General features: G+C 51.0%; 21 protein-coding genes. 11 read left to right on the top strand and 10 right to left on the bottom strand.

Features of this window, described 5'->3' with window-relative positions:
* Window positions 1–21 precede the first annotated feature (21 nt).
* The 3 genes from AWQ21_RS11730 (at window position 22) to AWQ21_RS11720 (ending at window position 2921) form a co-directional block, all read left to right on the top strand.
* Entirely contained in the window at window positions 22–540 is a 519-nt protein-coding gene (locus tag AWQ21_RS11730) for an adenine phosphoribosyltransferase (protein ID WP_065714688.1), read from the top strand.
* 31 nt (window positions 541–571) lie between these two features.
* Entirely contained in the window at window positions 572–1591 is a 1020-nt protein-coding gene (locus tag AWQ21_RS11725) for an ABC transporter permease (RefSeq protein ID WP_157094755.1), read from the top strand.
* 100 nt (window positions 1592–1691) lie between these two features.
* Window positions 1692–2921, top strand: coding sequence for a zinc ribbon domain-containing protein (locus tag AWQ21_RS11720; protein WP_065714687.1), 1230 nt, complete (start codon window positions 1692–1694; stop codon window positions 2919–2921).
* 8 nt (window positions 2922–2929) lie between these two features.
* Here AWQ21_RS11720 and AWQ21_RS11715 read toward each other — a convergent pair whose 3' ends face one another.
* Window positions 2930–4354 carry an efflux RND transporter periplasmic adaptor subunit gene (locus AWQ21_RS11715; RefSeq protein WP_065714686.1) on the bottom strand — a complete coding sequence of 475 codons (1425 nt, stop codon included), beginning with the start codon at window positions 4352–4354 and terminating at the stop codon, window positions 2930–2932.
* A gap of 171 nt (window positions 4355–4525) precedes the next feature.
* Between AWQ21_RS11715 and AWQ21_RS11710 the strand changes: the two genes are divergently transcribed.
* From AWQ21_RS11710 to AWQ21_RS11700, 3 genes are read left to right on the top strand one after another with little or no spacing between them, the layout of a single operon-like run.
* Entirely contained in the window at window positions 4526–5407 is an 882-nt protein-coding gene (locus AWQ21_RS11710) for a tetratricopeptide repeat protein (RefSeq protein WP_065714685.1), read from the top strand.
* Window positions 5408–5466: 59 nt separating this feature from the next.
* The gene (locus AWQ21_RS11705) at window positions 5467–6693 is read left to right on the top strand and encodes an ABC transporter ATP-binding protein (RefSeq protein ID WP_065714684.1); all 1227 of its coding nucleotides are present in this window, start codon (window positions 5467–5469) and stop codon (window positions 6691–6693) included.
* Between the two features lie 42 nt (window positions 6694–6735).
* Complete coding sequence (locus tag AWQ21_RS11700) at window positions 6736–7623, top strand: DUF4922 domain-containing protein (RefSeq protein WP_065714683.1); 888 nt, start codon at window positions 6736–6738, stop codon at window positions 7621–7623.
* A gap of 12 nt (window positions 7624–7635) precedes the next feature.
* Here the strand turns inward: AWQ21_RS11700 and AWQ21_RS11695 are convergent, their stop codons facing one another.
* The 5 genes from AWQ21_RS11695 to AWQ21_RS11675 form a co-directional block, all read right to left on the bottom strand.
* The gene (locus AWQ21_RS11695; protein WP_065714682.1) at window positions 7636–8295 is read right to left on the bottom strand and encodes a M23 family metallopeptidase; all 660 of its coding nucleotides are present in this window, start codon (window positions 8293–8295) and stop codon (window positions 7636–7638) included.
* Between the two features lie 143 nt (window positions 8296–8438).
* Complete coding sequence (locus tag AWQ21_RS11690; protein WP_065714681.1) at window positions 8439–9863, bottom strand: folate/biopterin family MFS transporter; 1425 nt, start codon at window positions 9861–9863, stop codon at window positions 8439–8441.
* 69 nt (window positions 9864–9932) lie between these two features.
* Window positions 9933–10565, bottom strand: a complete 633-nt coding sequence (locus AWQ21_RS11685; RefSeq protein ID WP_065714680.1) for a transaldolase family protein — start codon at window positions 10563–10565, stop codon at window positions 9933–9935.
* A gap of 27 nt (window positions 10566–10592) precedes the next feature.
* Window positions 10593–11471 (bottom strand): ACP S-malonyltransferase, encoded by an 879-nt coding sequence (gene fabD, locus AWQ21_RS11680; RefSeq protein ID WP_065714679.1) that lies wholly within the window; start codon window positions 11469–11471, stop codon window positions 10593–10595.
* Between the two features lie 83 nt (window positions 11472–11554).
* On the bottom strand, window positions 11555–12889 hold the full coding sequence (locus tag AWQ21_RS11675) for a histidine phosphatase family protein (RefSeq protein WP_065715331.1): 1335 nt from the start codon (window positions 12887–12889) through the stop codon (window positions 11555–11557).
* Between the two features lie 137 nt (window positions 12890–13026).
* Here AWQ21_RS11675 and folK point away from each other — a divergent pair, with 137 nt between their 5' ends.
* Both folK and AWQ21_RS11665 read left to right on the top strand, forming a co-directional pair.
* Window positions 13027–13515, top strand: coding sequence for a 2-amino-4-hydroxy-6-hydroxymethyldihydropteridine diphosphokinase (gene folK / locus AWQ21_RS11670; RefSeq protein WP_065714678.1), 489 nt, complete (start codon window positions 13027–13029; stop codon window positions 13513–13515).
* 126 nt (window positions 13516–13641) lie between these two features.
* Window positions 13642–15069 (top strand): tetratricopeptide repeat protein, encoded by a 1428-nt coding sequence (locus tag AWQ21_RS11665; RefSeq protein WP_157094754.1) that lies wholly within the window; start codon window positions 13642–13644, stop codon window positions 15067–15069.
* Window positions 15070–15152: 83 nt separating this feature from the next.
* Here the strand turns inward: AWQ21_RS11665 and AWQ21_RS15925 are convergent, their stop codons facing one another.
* Window positions 15153–15323, bottom strand: coding sequence for a metallothionein (locus tag AWQ21_RS15925; protein WP_071932287.1), 171 nt, complete (start codon window positions 15321–15323; stop codon window positions 15153–15155).
* Window positions 15324–15425: 102 nt separating this feature from the next.
* Between AWQ21_RS15925 and AWQ21_RS11660 the strand changes: the two genes are divergently transcribed.
* Window positions 15426–15752 carry a helix-turn-helix transcriptional regulator gene (locus AWQ21_RS11660; RefSeq protein ID WP_012308159.1) on the top strand — a complete coding sequence of 109 codons (327 nt, stop codon included), beginning with the start codon at window positions 15426–15428 and terminating at the stop codon, window positions 15750–15752.
* Here the strand turns inward: AWQ21_RS11660 and gmd are convergent.
* The gene (gmd, locus tag AWQ21_RS11655; protein WP_065714676.1) at window positions 15749–16828 is read right to left on the bottom strand and encodes a GDP-mannose 4,6-dehydratase; all 1080 of its coding nucleotides are present in this window, start codon (window positions 16826–16828) and stop codon (window positions 15749–15751) included. The genes AWQ21_RS11660 and gmd overlap by 4 nt on opposite strands.
* A gap of 80 nt (window positions 16829–16908) precedes the next feature.
* On the bottom strand, window positions 16909–17799 hold the full coding sequence (locus tag AWQ21_RS11650) for a branched-chain amino acid ABC transporter permease (RefSeq protein WP_065714675.1): 891 nt from the start codon (window positions 17797–17799) through the stop codon (window positions 16909–16911).
* Window positions 17800–17967: 168 nt separating this feature from the next.
* Between AWQ21_RS11650 and AWQ21_RS11645 the strand changes: the two genes are divergently transcribed.
* Together AWQ21_RS11645 and AWQ21_RS11640 are read left to right on the top strand one after the other, a co-directional pair.
* Window positions 17968–18174: a DUF751 family protein gene (locus AWQ21_RS11645; protein WP_012308162.1), complete on the top strand. Its 207-nt coding sequence runs from the start codon at window positions 17968–17970 to the stop codon at window positions 18172–18174.
* Window positions 18175–18260: 86 nt separating this feature from the next.
* Window positions 18261–19805: a peptide ligase PGM1-related protein gene (locus tag AWQ21_RS11640; protein WP_065714674.1), complete on the top strand. Its 1545-nt coding sequence runs from the start codon at window positions 18261–18263 to the stop codon at window positions 19803–19805.
* 75 nt (window positions 19806–19880) lie between these two features.
* Here the strand turns inward: AWQ21_RS11640 and AWQ21_RS11635 are convergent, their stop codons facing one another.
* The gene (locus tag AWQ21_RS11635) at window positions 19881–21608 is read right to left on the bottom strand and encodes a succinate dehydrogenase/fumarate reductase flavoprotein subunit (RefSeq protein WP_065714673.1); all 1728 of its coding nucleotides are present in this window, start codon (window positions 21606–21608) and stop codon (window positions 19881–19883) included.
* Window positions 21609–21635 lie beyond the last annotated feature (27 nt).

Raw genomic sequence — 21635 nt, 5'->3', positions numbered from 1 at the left:
TGTTAAACTGCCTTAAAAACTATGGATCTAAAATCCCTGATTCGTGACATCCCCGATTTCCCCAAACCTGGCATCCTTTTCCGCGACATTACCACCCTCCTCAATCACCCCGAAGGAATGCGCTATACCATGGACGCCCTGGTGCAACTCTGCCTTGAAGCAAACCTCAAGCCTAATCATGTGGTGGGGATGGAGTCTAGGGGGTTTATCTTTGGGCCAACCCTCGCCTATAACCTCAATGCTGGCTTTGTTCCCGTGCGTAAACCAGGCAAACTCCCTGCCGCCGTCCACACCGTCGAATACGAACTCGAATACGGCACCGACACCCTCGAAATTCACCAGGATGCCGTGGGGCCTGGGGACAAAATTGTCATCGTCGATGACCTCATCGCCACCGGGGGCACCGCCAAAGCCACTGCTGAACTGCTAAAAAAAATTGGCTGTGACATTATTGGCTTTGTGTTTATCGTCGAACTGCTAGATCTCAAGGGCCGTGATCGCCTGCCAGACGCCCCTGTGCTTTCCCTCATACAATACTAGGCATGATTTGGAAAACTCGATTTAACCCCAAATGAGCATTCGTAATCCCCTGACGATCTTCGACCGAGAAACAATTCTTTATGTTTTGAAGCGCCTGCTCCAGGCGATCTTTACTCTGTTTTTGGCTTCAATCCTGAGCTTTGTGATCATCCAACTGGCTCCAGGGGATTACCTTGATGCCCTCAGGCAAAACCCCAAGATGACCGAAGAGACACTCTTAGATCTCCAAAGTCGTTTTGGCCTCGATCAACCGATTCTGACCCAATATGGCCGTTGGTTGTGGCGGGTGGTACGCTACTTCGATTTTGGCATTAGTTTTGAGTCTTTCCGGCCTGTCCACGAGCTGCTCCTAGAACGGATGCCTGCGACTCTGCTCCTAGCGATTACGTCAATTGTCGGCACCTGGGCGATCGCCATTCCTTTGGGGATTCTCAGTGCCGTGAAGCAAAATACCGTCCTCGATAAATTTTTGCGGGTGATCAGTTACCTCGGCCAGGGTTTGCCTAGCTTTATCACAGCCCTGGCGTTGCTGATGGTGGCCCAACAGGTTTCCCCTTTGCTCCCGGTGGGGGGCATGACCAGTATTAATTTCGTGGATCTCCCCTGGTACAGCAAAATTCTAGATATTGGCTGGCATATGATCCTGCCCACCATCGCCCTGAGCTTAACGGGCTTTGCGGGGCTGCAACGGCTCACCCGGGGGCAACTTCTGGATGTATTGCGGCAAGATTATATTCAAACGGCACGGGCCAAGGGCTTACCAGAAAATCGGGTGATCTATGTCCATGCCCTACGCAATGCGATCAACCCCCTGATTACCCTGCTGGGCTTTGAATTTGCCAGTCTCTTAAGTGGATCGTTTATTTCTGAATTTTTCTTTAATTGGCCTGGCCTAGGGACATTAACTTTACAAGCGGTGCAATCCCAGGATTTATATTTAGTCATGGCGGCCCTGATGATGAGTGCAACCATGCTCATTGTGGGCAACCTCCTGGCGGATTTGATGTTAAAGTTTGCCGACCCTCGCATTAGTTTGAATGATTTAAAGTAACTATTTTCCCGTTATTCCACCGGAGCAAAGATTTATAACTAAGGCTCCCCCGTTGAGGTTTCTTTTCCTAGAGTAGAGAAAAAGACGGGGGACTTATTTTATGGTGCGTTGGCTGAAGCGTTTCTTGCGGAATTTTGTCCGTAAATCGACCCATGTCCGTCAGGAGCCACTCAATAAAGTTAGTATTGTGATCCTGATTTTGATCGACATTTTTGTGTTGATTAATGTATTTCAAGGCATTGATAATGTTGGCAACTGGCCTCTGTCGCCCCAGGAACGGTATCCTTGCTACCGCGTTTATCAGACCTATCAAAATAACGATAACTCTGATAAAGACTTCACTTGGGTGATGGAAATGCTGGGGGATTATCCTTCCCAGACGATTCAACCCGTCGAAACAGAAGGACGTTTGGGGGAAGTTTCTGGCCAGTGCGATCGCCTCTTGGCCCTCACACCAACGGTAAAAAACCCTGAAACTCTGGCTTTATCCCAGGATATTCAAAATCTACAGACCCAAATCAATGAAGTCAATCAACGCATTGCTACCTACAAAGCGCAATATGATTCGACGCTTTTAGAAGAAATTGCGGGGCAAGATCCGAGTCAATCGATCAATGAAACAGCGGCAGCCCAAACAAAGGCAGACATTGAGGCCGCCGAGGCCCAAAAAGCAGCCCTAACTGAAACCCTAGACAGTAAAAAAGCTGAGCTTCTCAGTCAATCAGAGGTACAAGCCTACTTAACCGCCATCGGCGATCGCCAATTTTTTGCCTCCCTGAAACAGGATTTTGAGCGGGCCGAATTTTGGCATCCCAATCGGCAATTCTTTTTGCAGACCCTTTTCCTATTACCACTGATCCTCATTGGCTATTTTTGGCATCGTCAGGCGGTAGATCGACACCGGGGAACCCAGGCGCTTTTAAGTTGGCATTTATTACTTATTTTCCTGATCCCCCTCCTGATTAAAATCCTCCAATTTATCCAGTTTGGCAATCTGGTGCGGGCAATTTTTGATGTTTTGATTGCGATTTTTGGCGGCTTAGTTTTTATTTCTAGCTATCTACTAATTCTGATTATTCCGCTGTTGGGCTTTGGCTTGATTAAGTTTCTCCAGCGGTTTGTTTTTAATCCCAAGGTTCAGGCGAAAAGTCGCATCCAAAAACAGCGCTGCATTCAATGTAGTAGTCACCTCCGCAAAGGAGACCAATTTTGTCCTTTTTGTGGGTTTGACCAATGGATTAGCTGCCCAAACTGTGCCGCAAAAACTTACAAATACACCGAATTTTGCCGCCAGTGCGGTATCGATTTATCAGATTCTCTGCCCCAGTAGCTCAAAAATTATTCAGGGCGCTCTAGGTTTTCTGGGAGATCAATGAATACACGGTCTTCTGGGGTAACGCCCCGGACAATTTGGGTGCGATCGCCGACGGTAGCCCCAATGATCACAGGCTTAAATTGGGGGGTGTTATTGGCATCGGGAATGAGTACCCCAGTTTCGCCATTTTCTGTGGCGATCGCCACCGTGGGCACAGTCATCACATTGGTTAAATTTTGGCCGATGAAAGTAACGTCGGTATTCATCTTCGAGCGTAAAAACTCCCGACCCGACAACAGGGCAATGCGTACCTCAAAAGAAGTGACATTATTTTCCACAATCGCCTCTGGGGCCACCAATAGCACTCGCCCCCGGAACACCTGGGAAGGATCTGCATCAGCGACAATTTCCACATCCTGGCCCGGTTCAATCTGCTGAATATCTACTTCTGGCACCTTGGCAACCACCTCCAAACCCCGTGCCAGGGCCAGAATCGACGAAGAAGTGGCAGAGGCGGTGCTCGAAGCGGAAGTGGTTGGCGTCACAAAGGCCCCCTCGGTGGCGAATTTTTGGGTGATTACCCCATCAAAGGGCGCCCGAATAATCGTGTCTTGAAACTGTACCGATGCGATTTGCCGCTGGGCTTGGGCTTGTTCGAGAGCTGCCGTTAGTTGAGTGAGTTGGGGTTCGGTGTTGCGTTCGAGGCGATCTAGGGTTACTTTGGCCTCGACGGTGGCAGCGGTAAGGGCTTCGAGTTCGGGATTGGCGGTATTTCTGACCTGGGCTAACCGTTGCTGGGCTTCAAAGAAGCGAGCATTGGCGTTGTCAAATTCGTTGCGGACATCGTCATAGGTTTCCTGGGCGATCGCCCCACTGTCGAGGAGCGTCTCAAAGCGTTGGACTTTATCCTGAGTACGTTGGAGATTAGCCTGGGCTGCCGCCAGTTGCGCGTTGGCTTGGTCGATGTCCTTGGGGATGCGTTGTTCCGCCTGCTGGAGTTGGGCCTGGGTGCGGATGTAGCGAGCACGGGCCTCTTCGATTTCTCCTTGGATGCGGGTTTCTGTGGCCCGGAGTTCGGCAATGCGCTGTTTAATCAGTGACTCGGTGCGAATCCCCTCGGCATACAGCTCACTATTGTCCATAATTGCCAGTTCTTGGCCTTCGGTGACGGTATCACCCTGTTCGACGAGCAATTGCGCTAGACGACCGGGGGTTTTGGGGCTGATGTTGACGCTCTGGATGGGTTCAACAATGCCGTTGGCCTCAATGCGTACCGCTAAATTCTCTACTTCAACCGGAACGGTGAGGGCCACGAGTTGTTCTTCACTCACCCCTTCTCGGCGATCGCCAAATATTCTGGCCACCGGCAGACCAATGAGTAGTACCCCACCAGCTAAGGCAACCAAAGACAAAACAACTTTTTTCGGGGTGACAAGGGCACCAATCATAGGAATTTTTGCGGGGGGTTGGGTAAATAGGACTAATCCGTAGTCTACTGTAATCCTCAAAAATTGAAATAGCCCCTAGTAGGGAATCTTTTTACAATGGTTTTACGTCAATTGCGGGGGAAAGTCGCTAGACTTGATTTTAAGAATCGTTGTTTCGTGAAGAGTTGAACCGTGCCTAAACATCGTTGGTTAGTTGCCCTTGGAGCCTGTATTAGTGTGTTGTCGATGGGAAGTCCTGTGCGATCGCAGGCGGTACTCCCCCTAAGGCGAGATTTTGACCAGGACCAAATGGAACAACAGGGGCTCATGCTTATTGAAGATGCAATTCAGCTTTCCCGTTTCCAACAGTATGAATGGGCGATTCCCCGGGCAAAACTCGCCACCCAACTGGTACCAGAACGTTTTGAAGCCTGGTATATCCTTGGCACTCTTTTAGTACAAGAGCGAGACCTTGATGCCGGGATTCAAGCCCTCACCACCGCAAAACGACTCAACCCCCGCGAAAGTGGCGTCCATAGTATTTTAGGCTCGGCCTATTTCCAGCAGGGAGACTACGAAGGGGCGCTCCGGTCTCTGAAAACAGCTACCCAGCTTGGCGATAATTCCATTGAAACCCTTTTTGATCTTGGCAATACCCAATACAAGCTCAAGCAATATGACGCGGCGATCGCCACCTACAACCAAGCCGTTGCCATCGATGCCACCTTTTGGCCGGGAATTAATAACATTGGCTTGATTCAGTACGAGCAGGGCAAAGTTGATGCGGCCATTGACAGTTGGCAAAAGGCGATCGCCCTCGACCCCACCGCCGCAGAACCCCAACTCGCCGTTGCGGTGGCTACCTACACCAAAGGCGATCGCGCGAAGGGCTTAGAACTAACCCGCAGCGCCCTGGATCTCGATGGTCGCTATGGCGAAATTGATTTCCTTATCGAAAACCTCTGGGGTGAAAAGTTGATCCAGGCCACCCAGGCTGTGTTTGATACGCCAACCGTCCAAGCTTTTTTCACAGAACTCGACCGCCGGGCATTTCAACCGGAGATGGAACCCTAGGGACAAGGGTGCGATACCATAAGCATCACTTGCTTCTCTGTTGATGGGAAAACATTGCCGTGGCCCAGGTTCTACTTAACGATATTCACAAATCCTTTGCGGATCGCTCCACCGGGAAAATGACCGCCGTCTTGCGAGGGATTAACCTCCAAATTCAGGCCGGTGAATTCATGGTGCTGGTGGGGGCCTCAGGCTGTGGCAAAAGCACATTACTGCGCCTCATTGCGGGCCTCGAAACGGTGACAACGGGACAAATTGCCATTGGCGATCGCCCGGTTAATGATCTCCCGTCTAAACAGCGCGACATTGCCATGGTGTTCCAAAATTACGCCCTGTATCCCCACCTCAATGTCTATGACAACATTGCCTTTGGGTTGCGGCGGATGCCTACAGCAGAAACCAAAAGCCATTGGCTGCAAAATACCTGGCGGGGCGTCACCAGACCACTCCCGCAATCCCTGCGTTATCAACCGACTGCCGAATTACAAATTCGCCAAAAGGTACAGCAGGTCGCCCAACTGCTGCAAATTGATCATCTTCTGACGCGGCTCCCGAAACAATTGTCCGGCGGCCAAAAACAACGGGTCGCTCTGGGGCGGGCGATCGCCCGTAATCCCCAGGTTTTTCTCATGGACGAACCCCTTTCTAATTTGGATGCGGCCCTCCGCAGTGAAACCCGCGCTCAGATCGTCCAACTCCAACGTCAACTGGGGATCACCACCATCTACGTGACCCATGACCAAACCGAAGCAATGACCATGGGCGATCGCATTGCGGTGATGCACCAAGGGGAAATTCTCCAGGTGGCCCCACCCCTTGAGGTCTACAACCGCCCGGTAAATCGCTTTGTGGCGGAATTTATTGGCTCTCCACCGATGAACTTTCTGCCCGTGCAGGTGACCACTGAGAGTGTCATTGAACATCCCCAATTTCGCTTTCCTATCCCAGAAGGTTGGCGGCCCTTACTCCAGCCCTACCAGGGGCGATCGCTCCTCCTCGGCATCCGACCCGAACACCTCAGCCTCAGCACCGCCGCCCCCCAAAACCTTGAAGTGGCCATTGATCTTGTCGAAGCCCTTGGCAATGAGACCTTTCTCTCAGCCCACCCCGTTGACTTGCCGCTGCTGAATCTCAAGGTGCGCATTCCCCCCAAGGCGAAGGTGATCCCCCAGGAAAAAGTTTGGCTGGCCTTTGATCGAGAACAACTCCACTTTTTTGATCCAGAGACGGAATTTAGCCTCGGCCAACCCCACCCCAAGGGTGAAGCGGAACAACTGATCCGTTAAACTTTGGGATGTTGAGTCGTGTGGCGATCGCCCCAGCACCGTATGAATGAACTGCTGACCAAAATTCAACACACCACGCGCCACGCCAAACAGGTAGGGGCGCTTCACTCCCTAACCACGGCCCAGGAAGTGATTGTTGACCATGGAATTCCTTTTGTGGTGCGCATTTTAGAGCAACTCGACCGCAAGGAAAATTACCAAGCAAAGCAAGAAAAAGCGAAAGTGAATCCTTTTTTGCCCTACGAGCAGGATTTATTTGTTTGTGATCTGACGCCCCACCATGTCTGTCTGCTGAATAAATTCAACGTCGTCGATCACCACATTTTGATTATTACCCGGGAGTTTCAGCCCCAGGAAACTTGGTTAATGGAGGCGGATTTTACCGCCCTGGCCCATTGTCTCCAACGCCTTGATGGGCTGGCTTTTTATAATGCCGGGGCGATCGCCGGGGCGAGTCAACCCCACAAACATCTGCAATTGATTCCCTTCCAGAGCAATGGGGAGACTTTTGCGGTGCCCATCGACCAAGTGCTGTCCCACCTTAAGGAAGATATGCAGCCCCAGCAGATTTCCCTCTTTCCTTTTGTGCATGGCATTGTGCCGCTGCCCCAGGATTACGACGGCAAAATTTTGTTCGATTGTTACCGTGCCCTGCTGCGTTTCCTCCGCTTTATTGACGGGCCGTTCAACCCCGGTTGGCAAACCCAAGCCTACAATCTGCTTGTCACTCGCCGTTGGATGTTGCTGGTGCAACGGGCCCAGGATCAGTATGAAAAAATTCCGGTGAATTCCTTGGGTTTTGCAGGAGCTTTATTGGTGCGCAATCAGATGCAGTTGAGCTTGCTGAAAAAATTAACCCCCCTGCAATTGTTAGCCTCAGTGGCGGCACGGGGGGATTTATCACAAAGGGCGATCACCCCATTTGAATAAGCAAAAAACTAACTACGTGGGCTGTACCAAATCATCCAGGGAAGCCGTGGGCTGGTTGTACATGGCCTGGAGCACAAGGGCTGGATCGATATACTTGCCTGCATGTTTTAAACCCCAATGGAGATGGGGGCCAGTGGTGCGTCCAGTCATGCCAACACGACCAATGCGAGTGCCAGCGCTCACTTCCTGACCAAGCCAAAGCTGAATGCCACCGTTGCGATCCATGAGGAAAGTCCCTTGACCAGAGGAAGAAACATAGCCACTGAGGTGACAGTAGATATGTTCCCAATCACCGGATTTAATTTGGATCATTGTGCCGCAGGCGGTGTTATCCGAGAGGCCCACAACTTTACCACTCCACCAGTTACGGATGTAACTTCCGAGGGGGGCGGCAATGTCTAAGCCTTGGTGAAATTGGCGTTGGCCACTGGTGGGAGAAGTGCGGTAGCCAAACCCAGATGTGTAGCTTTGGAAATTTTCGACGGGAAAGGAAGCCTGACGCCAACTGTTGTTGATACTAATGCGGGTTTGGGCCTGGGCGATCGCCAGGGGCGTTGATTGGGGCTGAGGCAGGAGATTAAACCCCAACACAAGGGCCAAAGTCACAACTCCCAGCAGGATTGGTTTAATCCAGCGGCGAGCGCGACGAAGATAAAACTGTAGGTTAAGCATTTACATCAAAGCCTAAAATCCATGGTAAGGGGATGTCCCAGACAAAAAAGATCATGTTGACAAACCATTGTAAGTCTAGTCTTTAGTCTGCGCACTTTTGTTTCACAGATTTTTGACCCGCACCACTGCTGGCACGACATTTTTTAAGATTGTTTTTCTGGCTGGGAACTCACCAAATTTGGTTCTACCGTCGGGAAAAGGGCCGATTCTGTTCCCGAAATCGCCGCATGATGTTCATAAAGCTCCACAGGGGGCGTCGTGTGTTCTTCAAGATCAGCCTGGGGATCGCCTGCCGGGAGCCATTTTAAGAAGACCAGGGGTAGTAGGGTCGTCAGATTTGTGATGGTGACTAAAAGCCAAAGCCGGTCAAAATTGGTTTCTGTCACCCCGAGCCATTGGGTGAGGAGGGCACCCAACTCATGGGAGAGCAAACCCGCCAGGTTCCAACTCGACATCAACAGGGCAAACATAGTCGCCTCGACACCGGGCGGACAAAGACGCGCCGATAGCACCAGAATGGGCATCAGGGCAATTTCGCCAGTCACGGTCAAAATCAAGTTGTCCCCCAAGCTAAACCAGCGATCGTCAATGCCCAGGGCACGGTTGGCATGGGTTACGAGAATGAGGGTAGTAAAACCAAGCACAGCGGAAATGACAGTACTCCAACCCAACATTTTTCGGAACGAAACTTGCTTGAGATATTTTTGGTAGATGGCGATGCCTGCCAGGGCCGCAAAGCTAGTGACTAAGCGCACCCGCCCTAAAAATTCGGGGTTAAAGTCCAGCTCGTTGGTGACAAAAAAGAAAAAGGCAGAGTCTGCGCTGGGGGTTGCTTGCCAGAGGAAAACAAAGGCCGTGGGCAACAGAATTTTTTTCTGCCGTACTGCTCCCCAGAGGGTTTTCATCTGGTTGCCAATATTATCTGTGGTGGCTTTGATGGATATGGCTTCACGGGGTTGCTCAATAATTAACAAGGCGATCGCCGATACCAACAACGGAAAAATGGCCGTAATCCCAAACACAACCCGGGTACTAAACTGCTCTAGTAACCAGCCGCTCAGATAGGCCGTTGTCAAACTCCCTACCGCCGCCACAGCCCAGGTTAAGGATTGGAGCGAGCCCACCTTATCTAAAGATTCAGCCCGGGCGCGTTCGACCACCACCGAATCAACAATCACATCACTAATCGCCACAGAGATGGAACTCAAGACAATCATCGTCGCGGCCAACCAAGGCGCTTGGACAATGGTTGCCATTGCCGCCCAAGCACCACAACCGAGCAAGCCCGCCAAAATGAGGTAGGAGCGGCGTCGATACCCAAAGATCGGAAAGCCATCCGACAAAAAGCCGAAGAGGGGCTTCACGACCCAGGGAAATGCCGCCAGGCCTGTGAGGGCCGCCACTTCTGCCGGGGTCAGGCCGAGGTCATCTTTGAGGAAAAAGCTCACCGCAAGCCGCGAGAGATTGAGAATCCCCTGGACGAAATAGACCGTCAGCAGGGCAAACAACTCTGGGGTGACAGCATGGCCGAAGAGGGTTGGTTTTTTGAGATTGTCGAGAAAGGTCATCAAGGGAACGCTTATGATGAAGTTTTGTAAAGTCTTTTCTCAGTATAGACAACCTTTTCTGAAATCTGTTTAGCGTAAACCGCACCCTAAGCGATTAAATTCGGCTTTGGTTTCTTCTGATAGAGGGTGTGTGGTCAAGGTTTTCAGCAGGGCAAAGGGGACGGTAATGTGGTCTGCCCCGGAGACCATCGCGTAGGTAATTTCAGCGGCGGATTTGAGGCTTGCGGCCAGGATCGTGGTTTCACTCCCTTGTAACAGAGCTTTCATGGAGCGGAGGAGGGCACCACCATCACCCTGGAGGTTCGTGGCACGGTTCACATAGGCGATCGCATATTTGGCGCCACCTTCTGCCGCAATTAACGCCTGGGTCGGTTGATAGATGGCGGTGACAGAGCAGCTAATTTCTGGGGCGAGCCTGGGCAAAGCTTGAAAGCCGTTGAAGGTAGCGGGAATTTTGAGCACAAGTTTATCGCCAATGATTTCCCGCGCCCGGTGGGCCTCGCGGATCATACCCTCATAGTCTTCACTGACTAACTGGTAATACAGTTCTCCGGGAGTGATGGCTGCCAGGGTTTTTAGGGTCACTTCCGGGGGCGCGTCACTTTTGGCCAGGAGGGTGGGATTGGTCGTAATGCCTTTGACCCAACCCCAGGCCATGGCCTCGGTGGCTTCGGTGGCGATCGCCGAATCTAAATAAATCATGGGCGCTGTTGTAACTTCCCCTTGAGCCTAGCCAATACTGGCGAGGGTATCAATATTCTCTGTGGCCATGTCCTTGCAGGTGCGTTTAATCAGGCCCGTCAACACTTTGCCGGGGCCAATTTCTACTGCCTCTGCGACTTCTAGGGCGCTCAACTGCTGCATAATTTCGAGCCAGCGCACAGAACCCGTCATTTGCTTTTGGAGTCGAGCTTTGAGGGTGGCTGCCTGGGTTTCTGGTTGGGGATCGACATTAGACAGTACGGGGATTCTAGCATCAGAAAATTCAACGGCAGCCAGGACTGCTTCAAATTGGGCAGCGGCTTCGGCCATAAACGGAGAATGGAACGCCCCGGAAACATTTAGGGCGATCGCCCGTTTGGTTTTGACGCCATTCATAATCGCATCAACGGCTTCTGGGGTACCAGAGATGACCACCTGCTGTTCGCTGTTGTCGTTGGCGAGGGTGACGCCTTCGGTCGCCGCAATTTTTTCTAGCAATTCGGTGCGGTCAAACTTCATTAGGGCCGCCATTTTTCCCCCAGAAGCTTGATCCATCAGTTGGGCGCGCTTTTGGACTAATTGCAAACCAGCGGCGAAATCATAGACCCCAGCCGCATAGAGGGCGGAATATTCACCGAGGCTATGGCCCGCCACAAAGTCCACTTGAGAGGCTTTTTCCCGGTAAAGATCACAGAGAATTGCCTCCAGTACATAGAGACAGGGTTGGGTGTAAAGGGTGCGGGAGAGGATTGTTTCGTCTCCCTGGCATTTTTCCAAAATCGACCAGCCGAGGATCGCCTCTGCCTCGGCAAATCTTGCTTTGGCGACGGGATGTTCGGCGAGATCAACGCCCATGCCCACCGTTTGAGATCCTTGGCCCGGAAAGACCCACGCAATTTTACCCATTACACACGCTCGTTATTGTTGCTACAAAAATTTTCCAGACTTGATTATAGGGGATGGCGATCGCCCCTCATTTTTTCTGAGACTTACAAGGCCCCGGCTGCCGTTTGATCAATCACCCCAAAGCCGAGGTGCGACGTAATATTTAACGCCTGGAGCACAGGTTCACTGTCTGCCCCCTGGAGGTAGTCGATCACTGTCACTGCACAGTTACCCTGTTTTACCGCCCAAATATCCTTGGGTTCTAACCCCATCAAGCGGCAAAGAATCACCTTGTTGATGGCATCATGGGCGACGACTAAACCCACTTGGTTCGGGGTTTGGCTATACTGCGCCACAATCTCATCCCAGGCTTCGTTGGCCCGGTCCCACACCTGTTGGAGATTTTCTCCCTCTGGCATCTGGACGGTTTCTGGCTTCGTTTTCCACTGGGCCAGCATTCCGGGGAAACCAGCTTCAATGTCAGCTTCTAGTTTGCCTTCCCAGAGACCATGGCCAATTTCCTCTAATTTGGGATGGGTGCCCAACACTACCCCAGGATGGGCTTGCAGAATAATTTCAGCGGTTTCCTTGGGCCGACTCATGGGGCTAGTCATGGCAAAATGCAGGGTCACATCCTTGAGAAACTCTTGGGCTTTCATCGCCTGGGCTTGGCCATTCTCGTTTAAAGGAATATCCATCGTGCCTTGGAAACGCCCTTCTTTATTCCAGTTGGTTTCCCCGTGGCGCACCAGTAGTAAACGGAGGCCTTTGTGGCCAGGACGATAGGTGGGGAGGGGGAGGCCGAGGTGGGCCGTTTGGTTAATTGATTCGAATTGAACAATGTCTCCTAATTGGCCGACAAAGTTCAGCACATTGATGCAGCAGTTGGATTGCTGAATGCTCTGGTATTTACTGGGGGGGATACCCGCCGCACTCATCAATAAACAGCGGTTGATGCCATTGTGGGCGACGATTAAGATAGTCTCCCCTTGGTGTTTTGCGAGGATTTCTTGCCAAAATTGCCGGGCTTGGTCGTAGAGATCTTTGACGGGGGAATGCTCGCTCCCATCGGCGTGGGTCATCACAAACTCAGCAGGATTTTCGTGCCAGAGGCGATAGGCTTCTGGATATTGTTCTTTGACGTCACTTTTGAGGAGTTTTTCCCACTGGGGTAAATTGATCTCTAAAAGGCCCTCACTGGTGATAGGGGCGGGGGCGTTGTCGAGGTGCTGGTGAATGATTTCGGCGGTTTGCTTGGCCCGTTGGAGAGGGCTGCAGTAGATCGCAGCAAAGTTGATGCCCTGGAGAGTTTGGCCTACGGTGGCGGCGTCGGCACAACCTTTATCGGTGAGCACTGATTCATCACAACGGCCCTGGATCATTTTGAGGGCGTTATAGCTACTTTGTCCGTGACGCACGATTATGACGCGGGTTGCCACCTTGGTTTCCTCCATTATTTGGGTGTGGTGTTGCGGGGGGGATTTTTGCCTACACCATAGTATCTGGTTCGGGGTCAAGGGAAAAGGTAAAGTTCAGGCTATGATTTTGGGGCATTAATATAGGAAAATTTTTGGTAATGGGACGGGTAGTGGATGTGGCGATCGCCCTTGGGAGTAACCTGGGCAACTCCTTGGAAATCTTAGAAAATGCCATTAAACACTTAAGCGAACATCCGGCGATCGCCCTAACGGCTCGGTCAGCTTGGTATCGTACTGCCCCGGTCGGCCCCCCCCAACCGGACTATATCAATGGCTGTGTGACGGTTCAGGTTGAAAATCTTAGTCCTGAAGCCCTCCTCGAAATCTTGTTGAAAGTAGAGCAACTGTTTGGGCGGGAGCGGCGGGAACGTTGGGGAGCGCGCACGTTGGATTTGGATTTGCTTTTGTATGGCCAAGAAATTATTCATTTGCCCTATTTGCAGGTGCCCCACCCCCGGATGCAGGAACGGGCCTTTGTATTGGTGCCCCTAGCAGAAATTGCGCCCCATTGGCGTGATCCCCGCACCCAACAGACCATTCAAACCCTTAAGAAACAGCTTCTCCTCACTGGCATTCAAAAAATTTAGTCAGGCTAACCTCCCTGGGACGATTGTTGATTGTAAACATCTCTCCCCAGAAAAAGCAGCGGTAATAGTAATTCTGACTATCATGGAAAATATCAAGTGAACGGCAATATTTGGTGGAGTTTTCCCATGGTGCGTATTTTCTCTGGGCTGTTGGGTGGTGTGGGTCTAGCCTTGGCTTTGGGAGGAACGCTAACGCCGGCGATCGCCCAAGCTCGCCCCTGTGGTGCCACTCCCTGTCTTTTATTAGCCCAAAGCGCTGGTATCACAGCCGATTCAGTGGATGAACTGGTATTTCAAGGCAATGAATATTATGACCAAGGGCAATACGAACTGGCCCTCGCCGCCTACGATGCTGCTTTAATTTTGAATGCGAACGATGCAGAACTTTGGATCTGGCGGGGCATTGCCCTAGGGGCTTTAGAGCGTTATGAAGAAGAATTAGCTAGCTATGATCAGGCGATCGCCCTTGATACAGATCAAAACAACCACATAGTTTGGTACAACCGGGGAGTTGCTTTCGGTAAACTAGGTCGTTATGAAGAAGAAATTGCTAGCTATGACCAAGCCCTTGCCCGTGATCCAAGGTATGTCAATGCCTGGTATAACCGAGGCATCGCTTTAGGAGAATTAGGTCATTATGAAGAAGAAATTGCTAGCTATGACCAGGCCCTTGCCCTTGATCCTGAAGATGTTGGTGCTTGGTACAACCGAGGTATTGCTCTAGGGAAACTGGGTCGCTATGAGGAAGAAATCGCCAGCTATGACCAGGCCCTCGCCCTGAATCCGGAAGATGCTGATATTTGGTATAACCGAGGCATTGCTCTAGGGGAACTGAATCGTTATGAGGAAGAAATCGCCAGCTATGACCAGGCCCTTGCTCTGAATCCAGAAGATGCCGATGCCTGGTTTAACCAAAGTCTTGCTTTTGAAGAGTTAGAGCGCTACGAAGAGGCCCTCGTTGGTTATGAGCAAGTTTTGGTTTTGGATCCAGAAGATGCGGATGCTTGGTATAACCAGGGAGTTATCTTCGGTAAACTGGATCGCCATGAAGCAGCTATTGGCAGCTACGATCAGGCGATCGCCCTCAATCCAGGAGATATTGATGCGTGGAATAACCGTGGTGTCTCTCTTGAAGGGTTGGGTCGTTACGAAGAAGCTATTGCTAGCTATGAGCAAGCACTAACCATTGACCCCAACTATGCCTACATCTGGAATAATCATGGCGTCGCGTTAGGTGAAATCGAACAATACGAAGAAGAACTCAATAGTTATAATCAGGCTCTCACTATTGACCCTAGCCATGAAGATGCTTTATTCAATAAGGGACTTGCTCTTGCTGATTTGGATCGTCATGAAGAAGCCATTCTCAGCTATGATGCTCTGCTAGCCTTAAATCCTAACGACGCCGAAGCTTGGAATAATCACGGTATTTCCCTAGAAGCACTGGGGCGCTATGCTGAGGCGATCGCCAGCTATGACCAAGCCCTCGCCATTGATCCAGACTACGAAGACGCTTTGATCAACCGAGAAAGCGCCCAAACTGCCCTAGAGTAACTTTAAGAGAAGTCAGCCTTTTACAAAAAATCCCCATCTTGCGCGACAGGTATTTCTTTAGACTATGGGTTTGATCAAGTTTCCTACTGGTGACAAGTACAGCCCTCGTGGCCACAGCCCTCACTCCCTGCCGGATGACCGTCGGCGCAGGCTTGGCTGCAATAGCTCTTGCCTGCTTTTTGGATAGCGTTATTGAGATCCACAATGCAAAGGCAAGATTCACAGGCACACTTCATTTGGGTCACAGTTACCATAGTTTAAACCTCCAAGGTATTTTCTTAAATAGCTGAACAATTGTTCACACTTTTAGATTAACACATGAACAACTACTCAGGTATTTTTTAAATTAACGAACTATGACAGACCACAGTGGCAAGATTTTGAACCAAGCCAAGGCCCAACGGATGGCTGAATTTTTTGGTGTCTTAGGAGATGCCAACCGCTGGCGTATTCTTTCGGCCCTGGCCACCGGAGAGATGCGAGTGGGGGAACTTGCCGCCGCCGTAGAGATGAGTGAATCTGCCGTCTCTCACCAACTAAGAACCCTGCGCACAGCGCGTTTAGTAAGCTATCGCAAGGAAGGACGAAATGTGATTTATCGCCTCAAGGATCACCACATTCTCAATCTCTATCGTGATGCCTCAGAGCATTTAGATGAACCAGAGGACGGGCACACCCACTAATCAACGCGACTTCCGGTTGCTTGGCGGATATAGGCTTGATCTGCTTCATAAAGTTTGCCCATCGCTGGATTTTGGGGGGGTAAACCCAGAATGGCAAGATCTGCTTCGACCATGATCCCGACAAGGGTCGGAAAATCAATGCTCGGCTCCCAGTTCAGTTGTTTTTTAGCCTTCGTGGGATCGCCAATGAGCAAGTCCACCTCAGCAGGGCGGAGATAGCGGCGGTCAAAGGCCACATAATCTGCCCAGTTTAAATTAACGTAAGCGAAGGCCGTTTCTAAAAATTGGCGGACGGAATAGGTTTCCCCTGTGGCAATGACATAATCGTCGGGTTTGTCCTGCTGCAACATTAACCACATTGCCCGGACATAGTCTTTGGCATAACCCCAGTCCCGTTTGGAGTCGAGGTTGCCGAGGTAAAGTTTGTCCTGCTGTCCGGCGATAATTCTGGCGATCGCCCTGGTGATTTTCCGAGTCACGAAGGTTTCCCCCCGGCGCGGCCCTTCATGGTTAAACAAAATGCCATTGCAAGCGAATAGATCATAGGATTCGCGGTAGTTTACCGTTTGCCAGTAGCCATAGACTTTGGCACAGGCATAGGGACTGCGGGGATAAAAGGGAGTTGTTTCCTTCTGGGGCACCTCTTGCACGAGGCCAAACATTTCCGAGGAGCCCGCCTGGTAGAAACGCACCTCATTGCCCGTCCGCTCCTGGTAGTCCCGAATGGCTTCTAGGATGCGCAGCGTGCCCATCGCCACGGTGTCTACGGTATATTCCGGTGAATCAAAGCTCACCCGCACATGGGATTGGGCGCCCAGATTGTAAACTTCATGGGGTTGAATTTTTTCGATTAATTTGCCCAGGGATGTGCCATCGGTGAGATCCCCATAATGGAGAAAAAACCGAGCATCGGGGGTATGGGGATCGACATAGAGATGATCAATGCGGTCGGTATTAAAGGTAGAAGCACGGCGAATGATGCCATGGACTTCATAACCCTTGTCGAGGAGTAGTTCCGCTAAATAGGAACCATCTTGTCCAGTGATCCCCGTTACCAATGCCTTTCGATTACCCATGGAGCTCGTGTTTTCTCAACATATCAGTTAACAAGAGCAATTTTAGAACAGGATTCATCGGTATGAACCTTGAAATGCTTTTACATGGTGCCCTTAAAGAGACCCTGGGGCCGCACCAACAATAAGACCACCATAATGAACAGCGCGACCCCCAGCTTGTAGTCTGGGCCAAGCCAAGAGACACTGAGTTCCTGGGCGATGCCAATCACAAAAGCACCGGCGATCGCCCCGTAGGGATTACCAATGCCCCCCAGGATCACCGAGGCAAACATCGGCAAAATCAAAAACCAGCCCATATTCGGTCGCACCGTGGTGATCAGCCCATACATACTGCCGGCGATCGCCGTTAAAGTCCCTGTAATAATCCAAGTCCAGAGCACCACCCGTTCCACATCAATGCCAGACACCCGTGCCAGGTCAATATTGTCTGCCACCGCCCGCATGGCCTTGCCAATCTTGCTGTTTTGCAGGATGAAATGCAGCCCTAAAATTACCAAGACCGTCAGCACCATCACCACGACCCGATAGTAGGCAATGCGCAAATCTGGCACCGTTTCCGGGAGTCCCACAAGGTCGGTTAAGTTAATGGCCCGCACTACCGGGAGATCGTATTGTTGATTGCCACTCCCCCAAATAAACAGCACAGCACTACGGATAAATAGTGCCAAACCAATAGAGATAATGATCAAGGTTGTCGGTGTCGCCCGCTTATCCCGCATCGGCTGCCAGAGCAATTTTTCTGCCACGAGCATCCCGCCAATGGTGCCAAACGCCCCTACCACCATCGAGAGCCAAATATTTAACCCCAGGGAATTACTTAACCAGGTAATGTAGGCGCCTAATGTCATGTAATCCCCATGGGCAAAGTTGGATAAGCGCAGAATCCCGTAGGTCAGGGTCAGTCCCACGGCAGCAAGGGCCAGGATACTCCCGACCGACAAACCATTGAGAACGAGTTGAAGGGTGTCCATGGTGAGGGTGAAGCTAAGGGCTAAGGGAATAAAAAATGAATTAATCTTACCAAGCCTACCTTGGCAGGGGAAAACTGGGAACGCAGAGGGGAATGCTACAATTTGAAGCCATAAAATCTTCCCTGTTTAAACCGATAAAATTAAATCTATAATTCCCCCTCCGGTGCTATGCAAGAGTTTTTTGAGAATGTCCTCCGCTATCCCCGTTACATGATCAGTTTGATCCTAGGGATTTTCATCAGCGTGTTTGAATGGCTGAAGCCGTTATTTTTTAAAAATAAAGCGACTGCCACCGCAACGATTGGGCTTTTGGTGGGTCTCTTTGCGTTTCTCTACTTCACCCTGCGGGCAATGCTTGGTTTAAGTGTTGTTTAGCTTTTTTGTAAGCTGGACGGAAAAATTTAAGATCAGACGTAGGGTAGTCAAAAACGATCCTATGAGTTCGATCTGGGCAAAAAACGGTGAATAATCCTTCTTTCCAGACCTTTGCGGCATTACAACAGCAACTGCGCCAACGTTGGCAAGATTCTGCTGATTTTGAGGCGGACGATCAGGATATTTTAGTGGTGCCTTCTTTTAGTGTGGATCAGCGGGTCGGCCAAAAGGTGCCTGGATTTTTGCATTATGAGGAGCGGTTACTGTTCTCGCTGATTCGCCTACGCAATCCCCATACGCGCCTGATTTATGTCACCGCCCAACCCCTGGCTCCCTTAATTATTGATTATTATCTCCAGCTTCTATCGGGGATTCCGTTTTCCCACGCCCGCGATCGCCTGTTGTTGGTGACCACCTATGACAACTCCTACAAGCCTTTAACCCAAAAGATTTTGGAGCGGCCCCGCCTGGTGGAAAGAATTCGCCGCGCCCTGCGTCCGAACCAGTCTTACATGGTGTGTTATAACTCAACGCCCCTAGAACAGGAGCTATCGGAAAAACTACAAATTCCCCTCTTTGCCGCTAGCCCCAGCCTGAACTATTGGGGTTCAAAAAGTGGCAGTCGTGAGATCTTTCAAACGGCGGGCGTTCCGTTTCCCGATGGCAGTGCTTTAGTGAAAACGGTACCGGAATTGATCCAGGTCACGGCGCAACTGTGGGAGCGGCAACCCCACCTCAAACGGATCGTGATTAAGCTAAACGAGGGGTTTTCGGGGGAAGGGAATGCGGTGTTGAATTTGCCTGCTCAGTCTCCAGGTGCCAGTTTTACGGAACGTTGTGAGCAGATTGCCGCTGCTTTGCCCAAGCTCAGTTTCCAGGCCAGCGGCGAAACCTGGGATAATTTTGCCTCGCGCATTCCCGAATTAGGGGCGATCGCCGAAGCCTTTGTGGAAGGAGAAATAAAGCGATCGCCCAGTGTCCAGGGGTTAATCACACCCAGTGGCGAAGTACAAATTCTCTCGACCCACGACCAAATCCTAGGGGGAAAAGATGGCCAAATTTACTTGGGATGCCATTTCCCCGCCGCCAGCGAATATCGCCTACAGTTACAGGAATTGGGCCTAAAAGTCGGTAAAATCCTCGCCGAAAAAGGGGCAATGGAGCGCTATGGCGTCGATTTCATCGCCACCGAAAATCCTGATCACAGTTGGGATCTCCAGGCCATTGAAATCAACCTCCGCAAAGGGGGCACCACCCATCCGTTGATGACATTGCAACTGTTAACCAACGGCTTTTATGACTGCGCCACAGGGTCATTTTTCACGCCCCAACACCAGAAAAAATATTACATTGCCTCCGACAATCTCCAGAAACCCCAATACCAAGGCCTCCTGCCCAGTGATTTGATGGATATCATCGCCGCCCATGGTCTTCATTTCGACAGCAGCACCAAAACAGGGAGCGTGTTTCACCTGATGGGCACCCTTTCAGAATTTGGTAAATTAGGGCTGACTAGCATTGGCAACTCCCCCGAAGAAGCAGCCCAAATTTATCAGCAGGTCGAGCAAGCTTTGGATTTAGAGACGGCCAGCCAACGTCCCGCAACGGTGACGCTTCCCCTGACGTGGTAGGTTTCTTTTTAAGGAACCTCAATCTGTATCCTTTGGCAATTTTCACAGCACCATCCTTGAGAAAGGCTGAGGGCTTTAATACTTGCGCTCTTTAGGTTCAAAACGGTTGATGACGACAGGCATATACTCAATCGTCACACCTGCGTCGTTGCAAAAACTCAGGGTATGGGCTAAGTAGGTTTGATCATCTCTGGTGGGGAAATCTTCCCTGGAGTGCGCTCCCCGGCTTTCTTTGCGGTGGTAGGCAGAAGTGAGAATGGCTTCCCCAACTTTTAAAATGCTTTGCAACTCTAGGGCTTCAATGAGTTCCGTATTCCAATGGATATCTTTATCATCCAGAAAAAGATGGTTGTATTGGTCTTTCAGGTGTTGAATTTGTTCTAGTCCTGCCGCCATGGTTGCCTCAGTTCTAAAGACACCGCAATGGTCGCTCATGGTGTCTTGAAACTGCTGCCTGAGGTCATGGATGCGCAGATTTCCAGATTGATTTAAAAGTTGACCAATACGATTTTTGGCTTCGTCTAGATATTGTTGTTCGTTAATCTCGGGGAAAGGGCGATCGCCAAGATAATCAGCAATCTTGCCACCGACCCGCTGGCCATAGACCACACACTCTAAGAGGGAATTACTGCCCAGGCGATTCGCGCCATGAACTGAGACACAGGCACATTCCCCCGCCGCAAAAAAGCCTTCGGTGAGTTCCGTGCCATTGCGCCGCACCCGACCATCGGTATTAACGGGAATGCCGCCCATGGAATAGTGAGCCGTAGGCCGTACAGGCATCGGTTCACGAATCGCATCAACGCCGACAAGACGGTGGGCTTCTTCCCAACAAAAGGGCACCCGCTCCATAATTTTTTCTTTGCCCATGTGGGTCAGATCGAGATGGACAAAATTTCCCCCGGCACTGCCATCGGGATGAATACCCCGTCCAGCCCGAATTTCTAGGGTGATCGCCCGGGAGGTAATATCCCTAGGGGCCAATTCCATCTGCTTCGGTGCATACTTTTCCATAAAGCGATCGCCTTCACTATTTCTTAGGTAAGCTCCTTCTCCCCGCACCGCCTCAGAAATCAAAACACCGACGGGAAAAAGTCCGGTCGGATGAAACTGCACAAATTCCATATCTTCCAGGGGTAAACCCACCGCCGCCGTCATCGCCAGACCATCCCCCGTGGAGGCGAAATCATTAGAAGTGGTATTAAACACCCGGCCATAACCCCCCGTCGCAAACATCACCGCCTTTGCTTGAACAATTTCTAGGTGCCCTGTTTCGATGTGGTACATGACGATGCCCTTCGCCTGATTCTCCTCAAAAATCAGGTTCATCACGTACCATTCGTCGTAGATTGTGACCCCACTGCGCCGCAAATTATTCACCAGTTCGTGCAAAATGGCGTGGCCCGTTTTATCGGCGGCGTAGCAAGTCCGTTTATGGGAGTGGCCCCCAAAGGCGCGCTGGGCAATGCGACCATCCTCTAGGCGAGAAAACAAAACCCCTAAATGTTCCAACTCGATAATCACGTCCGGGGCTTCTTTCGCTAAGATTTCGACGGCATCTTGATCGGCGAGGTAATCGGAACCTTTGACCGTATCGAAGGCGTGGGCTTCCCAATTATCTTCTGGGTCAACATTTTTTAAGCTGGCGGCAATCCCCCCCTGAGCGGCAACGGAATGGGAGCGGATCGGATGGGTTTTTGCGACGAGTCCCACATCAAAGTTAGGATTCTTTTTTTTAATCTCAAGGGCAGCGCGGCAGCCGGCTAAACCACCACCAACAATAATGACGTCGTGTTGCAACATATCCACAAAGCTCAGGGGGTATTCTTT

It is taken from the genome of Picosynechococcus sp. PCC 7003 (assembly GCF_001693255.1).
Classification (GTDB): domain Bacteria; phylum Cyanobacteriota; class Cyanobacteriia; order Cyanobacteriales; family MRBY01; genus MRBY01.
The sequence above is the reverse complement of the archived record's forward strand: the minus strand, read 5'-3'. Positions and strand labels throughout refer to the sequence as shown.

What these genes read in the sequence shown, in the direction of transcription:
- AWQ21_RS11730 (WP_065714688.1), top strand. Translation starts at nt 22, where the DNA reads ATGGATCTAAAATCCCTGATTCGTGACATCCCCGATTTCCCCAAACCT.
- AWQ21_RS11725 (WP_157094755.1), top strand. Translation starts at nt 572, where the DNA reads ATGAGCATTCGTAATCCCCTGACGATCTTCGACCGAGAAACAATTCTT.
- AWQ21_RS11720 (WP_065714687.1), top strand. Translation starts at nt 1,692, where the DNA reads ATGGTGCGTTGGCTGAAGCGTTTCTTGCGGAATTTTGTCCGTAAATCG.
- AWQ21_RS11715 (WP_065714686.1), bottom strand. Translation starts at nt 4,354, where the DNA reads ATGATTGGTGCCCTTGTCACCCCGAAAAAAGTTGTTTTGTCTTTGGTT.
- AWQ21_RS11700 (WP_065714683.1), top strand. Translation starts at nt 6,736, where the DNA reads ATGAATGAACTGCTGACCAAAATTCAACACACCACGCGCCACGCCAAA.
- AWQ21_RS11695 (WP_065714682.1), bottom strand. Translation starts at nt 8,295, where the DNA reads ATGCTTAACCTACAGTTTTATCTTCGTCGCGCTCGCCGCTGGATTAAA.
- AWQ21_RS11690 (WP_065714681.1), bottom strand. Translation starts at nt 9,863, where the DNA reads ATGACCTTTCTCGACAATCTCAAAAAACCAACCCTCTTCGGCCATGCT.
- AWQ21_RS11685 (WP_065714680.1), bottom strand. Translation starts at nt 10,565, where the DNA reads ATGATTTATTTAGATTCGGCGATCGCCACCGAAGCCACCGAGGCCATG.
- fabD (WP_065714679.1), bottom strand. Translation starts at nt 11,471, where the DNA reads ATGGGTAAAATTGCGTGGGTCTTTCCGGGCCAAGGATCTCAAACGGTG.
- folK (WP_065714678.1), top strand. Translation starts at nt 13,027, where the DNA reads ATGGGACGGGTAGTGGATGTGGCGATCGCCCTTGGGAGTAACCTGGGC.
- AWQ21_RS11665 (WP_157094754.1), top strand. Translation starts at nt 13,642, where the DNA reads ATGGTGCGTATTTTCTCTGGGCTGTTGGGTGGTGTGGGTCTAGCCTTG.
- AWQ21_RS15925 (WP_071932287.1), bottom strand. Translation starts at nt 15,323, where the DNA reads ATGGTAACTGTGACCCAAATGAAGTGTGCCTGTGAATCTTGCCTTTGC.
- AWQ21_RS11660 (WP_012308159.1), top strand. Translation starts at nt 15,426, where the DNA reads ATGACAGACCACAGTGGCAAGATTTTGAACCAAGCCAAGGCCCAACGG.
- gmd (WP_065714676.1), bottom strand. Translation starts at nt 16,828, where the DNA reads ATGGGTAATCGAAAGGCATTGGTAACGGGGATCACTGGACAAGATGGT.
- AWQ21_RS11650 (WP_065714675.1), bottom strand. Translation starts at nt 17,799, where the DNA reads ATGGACACCCTTCAACTCGTTCTCAATGGTTTGTCGGTCGGGAGTATC.
- AWQ21_RS11645 (WP_012308162.1), top strand. Translation starts at nt 17,968, where the DNA reads ATGCAAGAGTTTTTTGAGAATGTCCTCCGCTATCCCCGTTACATGATC.
- AWQ21_RS11635 (WP_065714673.1), bottom strand. Translation starts at nt 21,608, where the DNA reads ATGTTGCAACACGACGTCATTATTGTTGGTGGTGGTTTAGCCGGCTGC.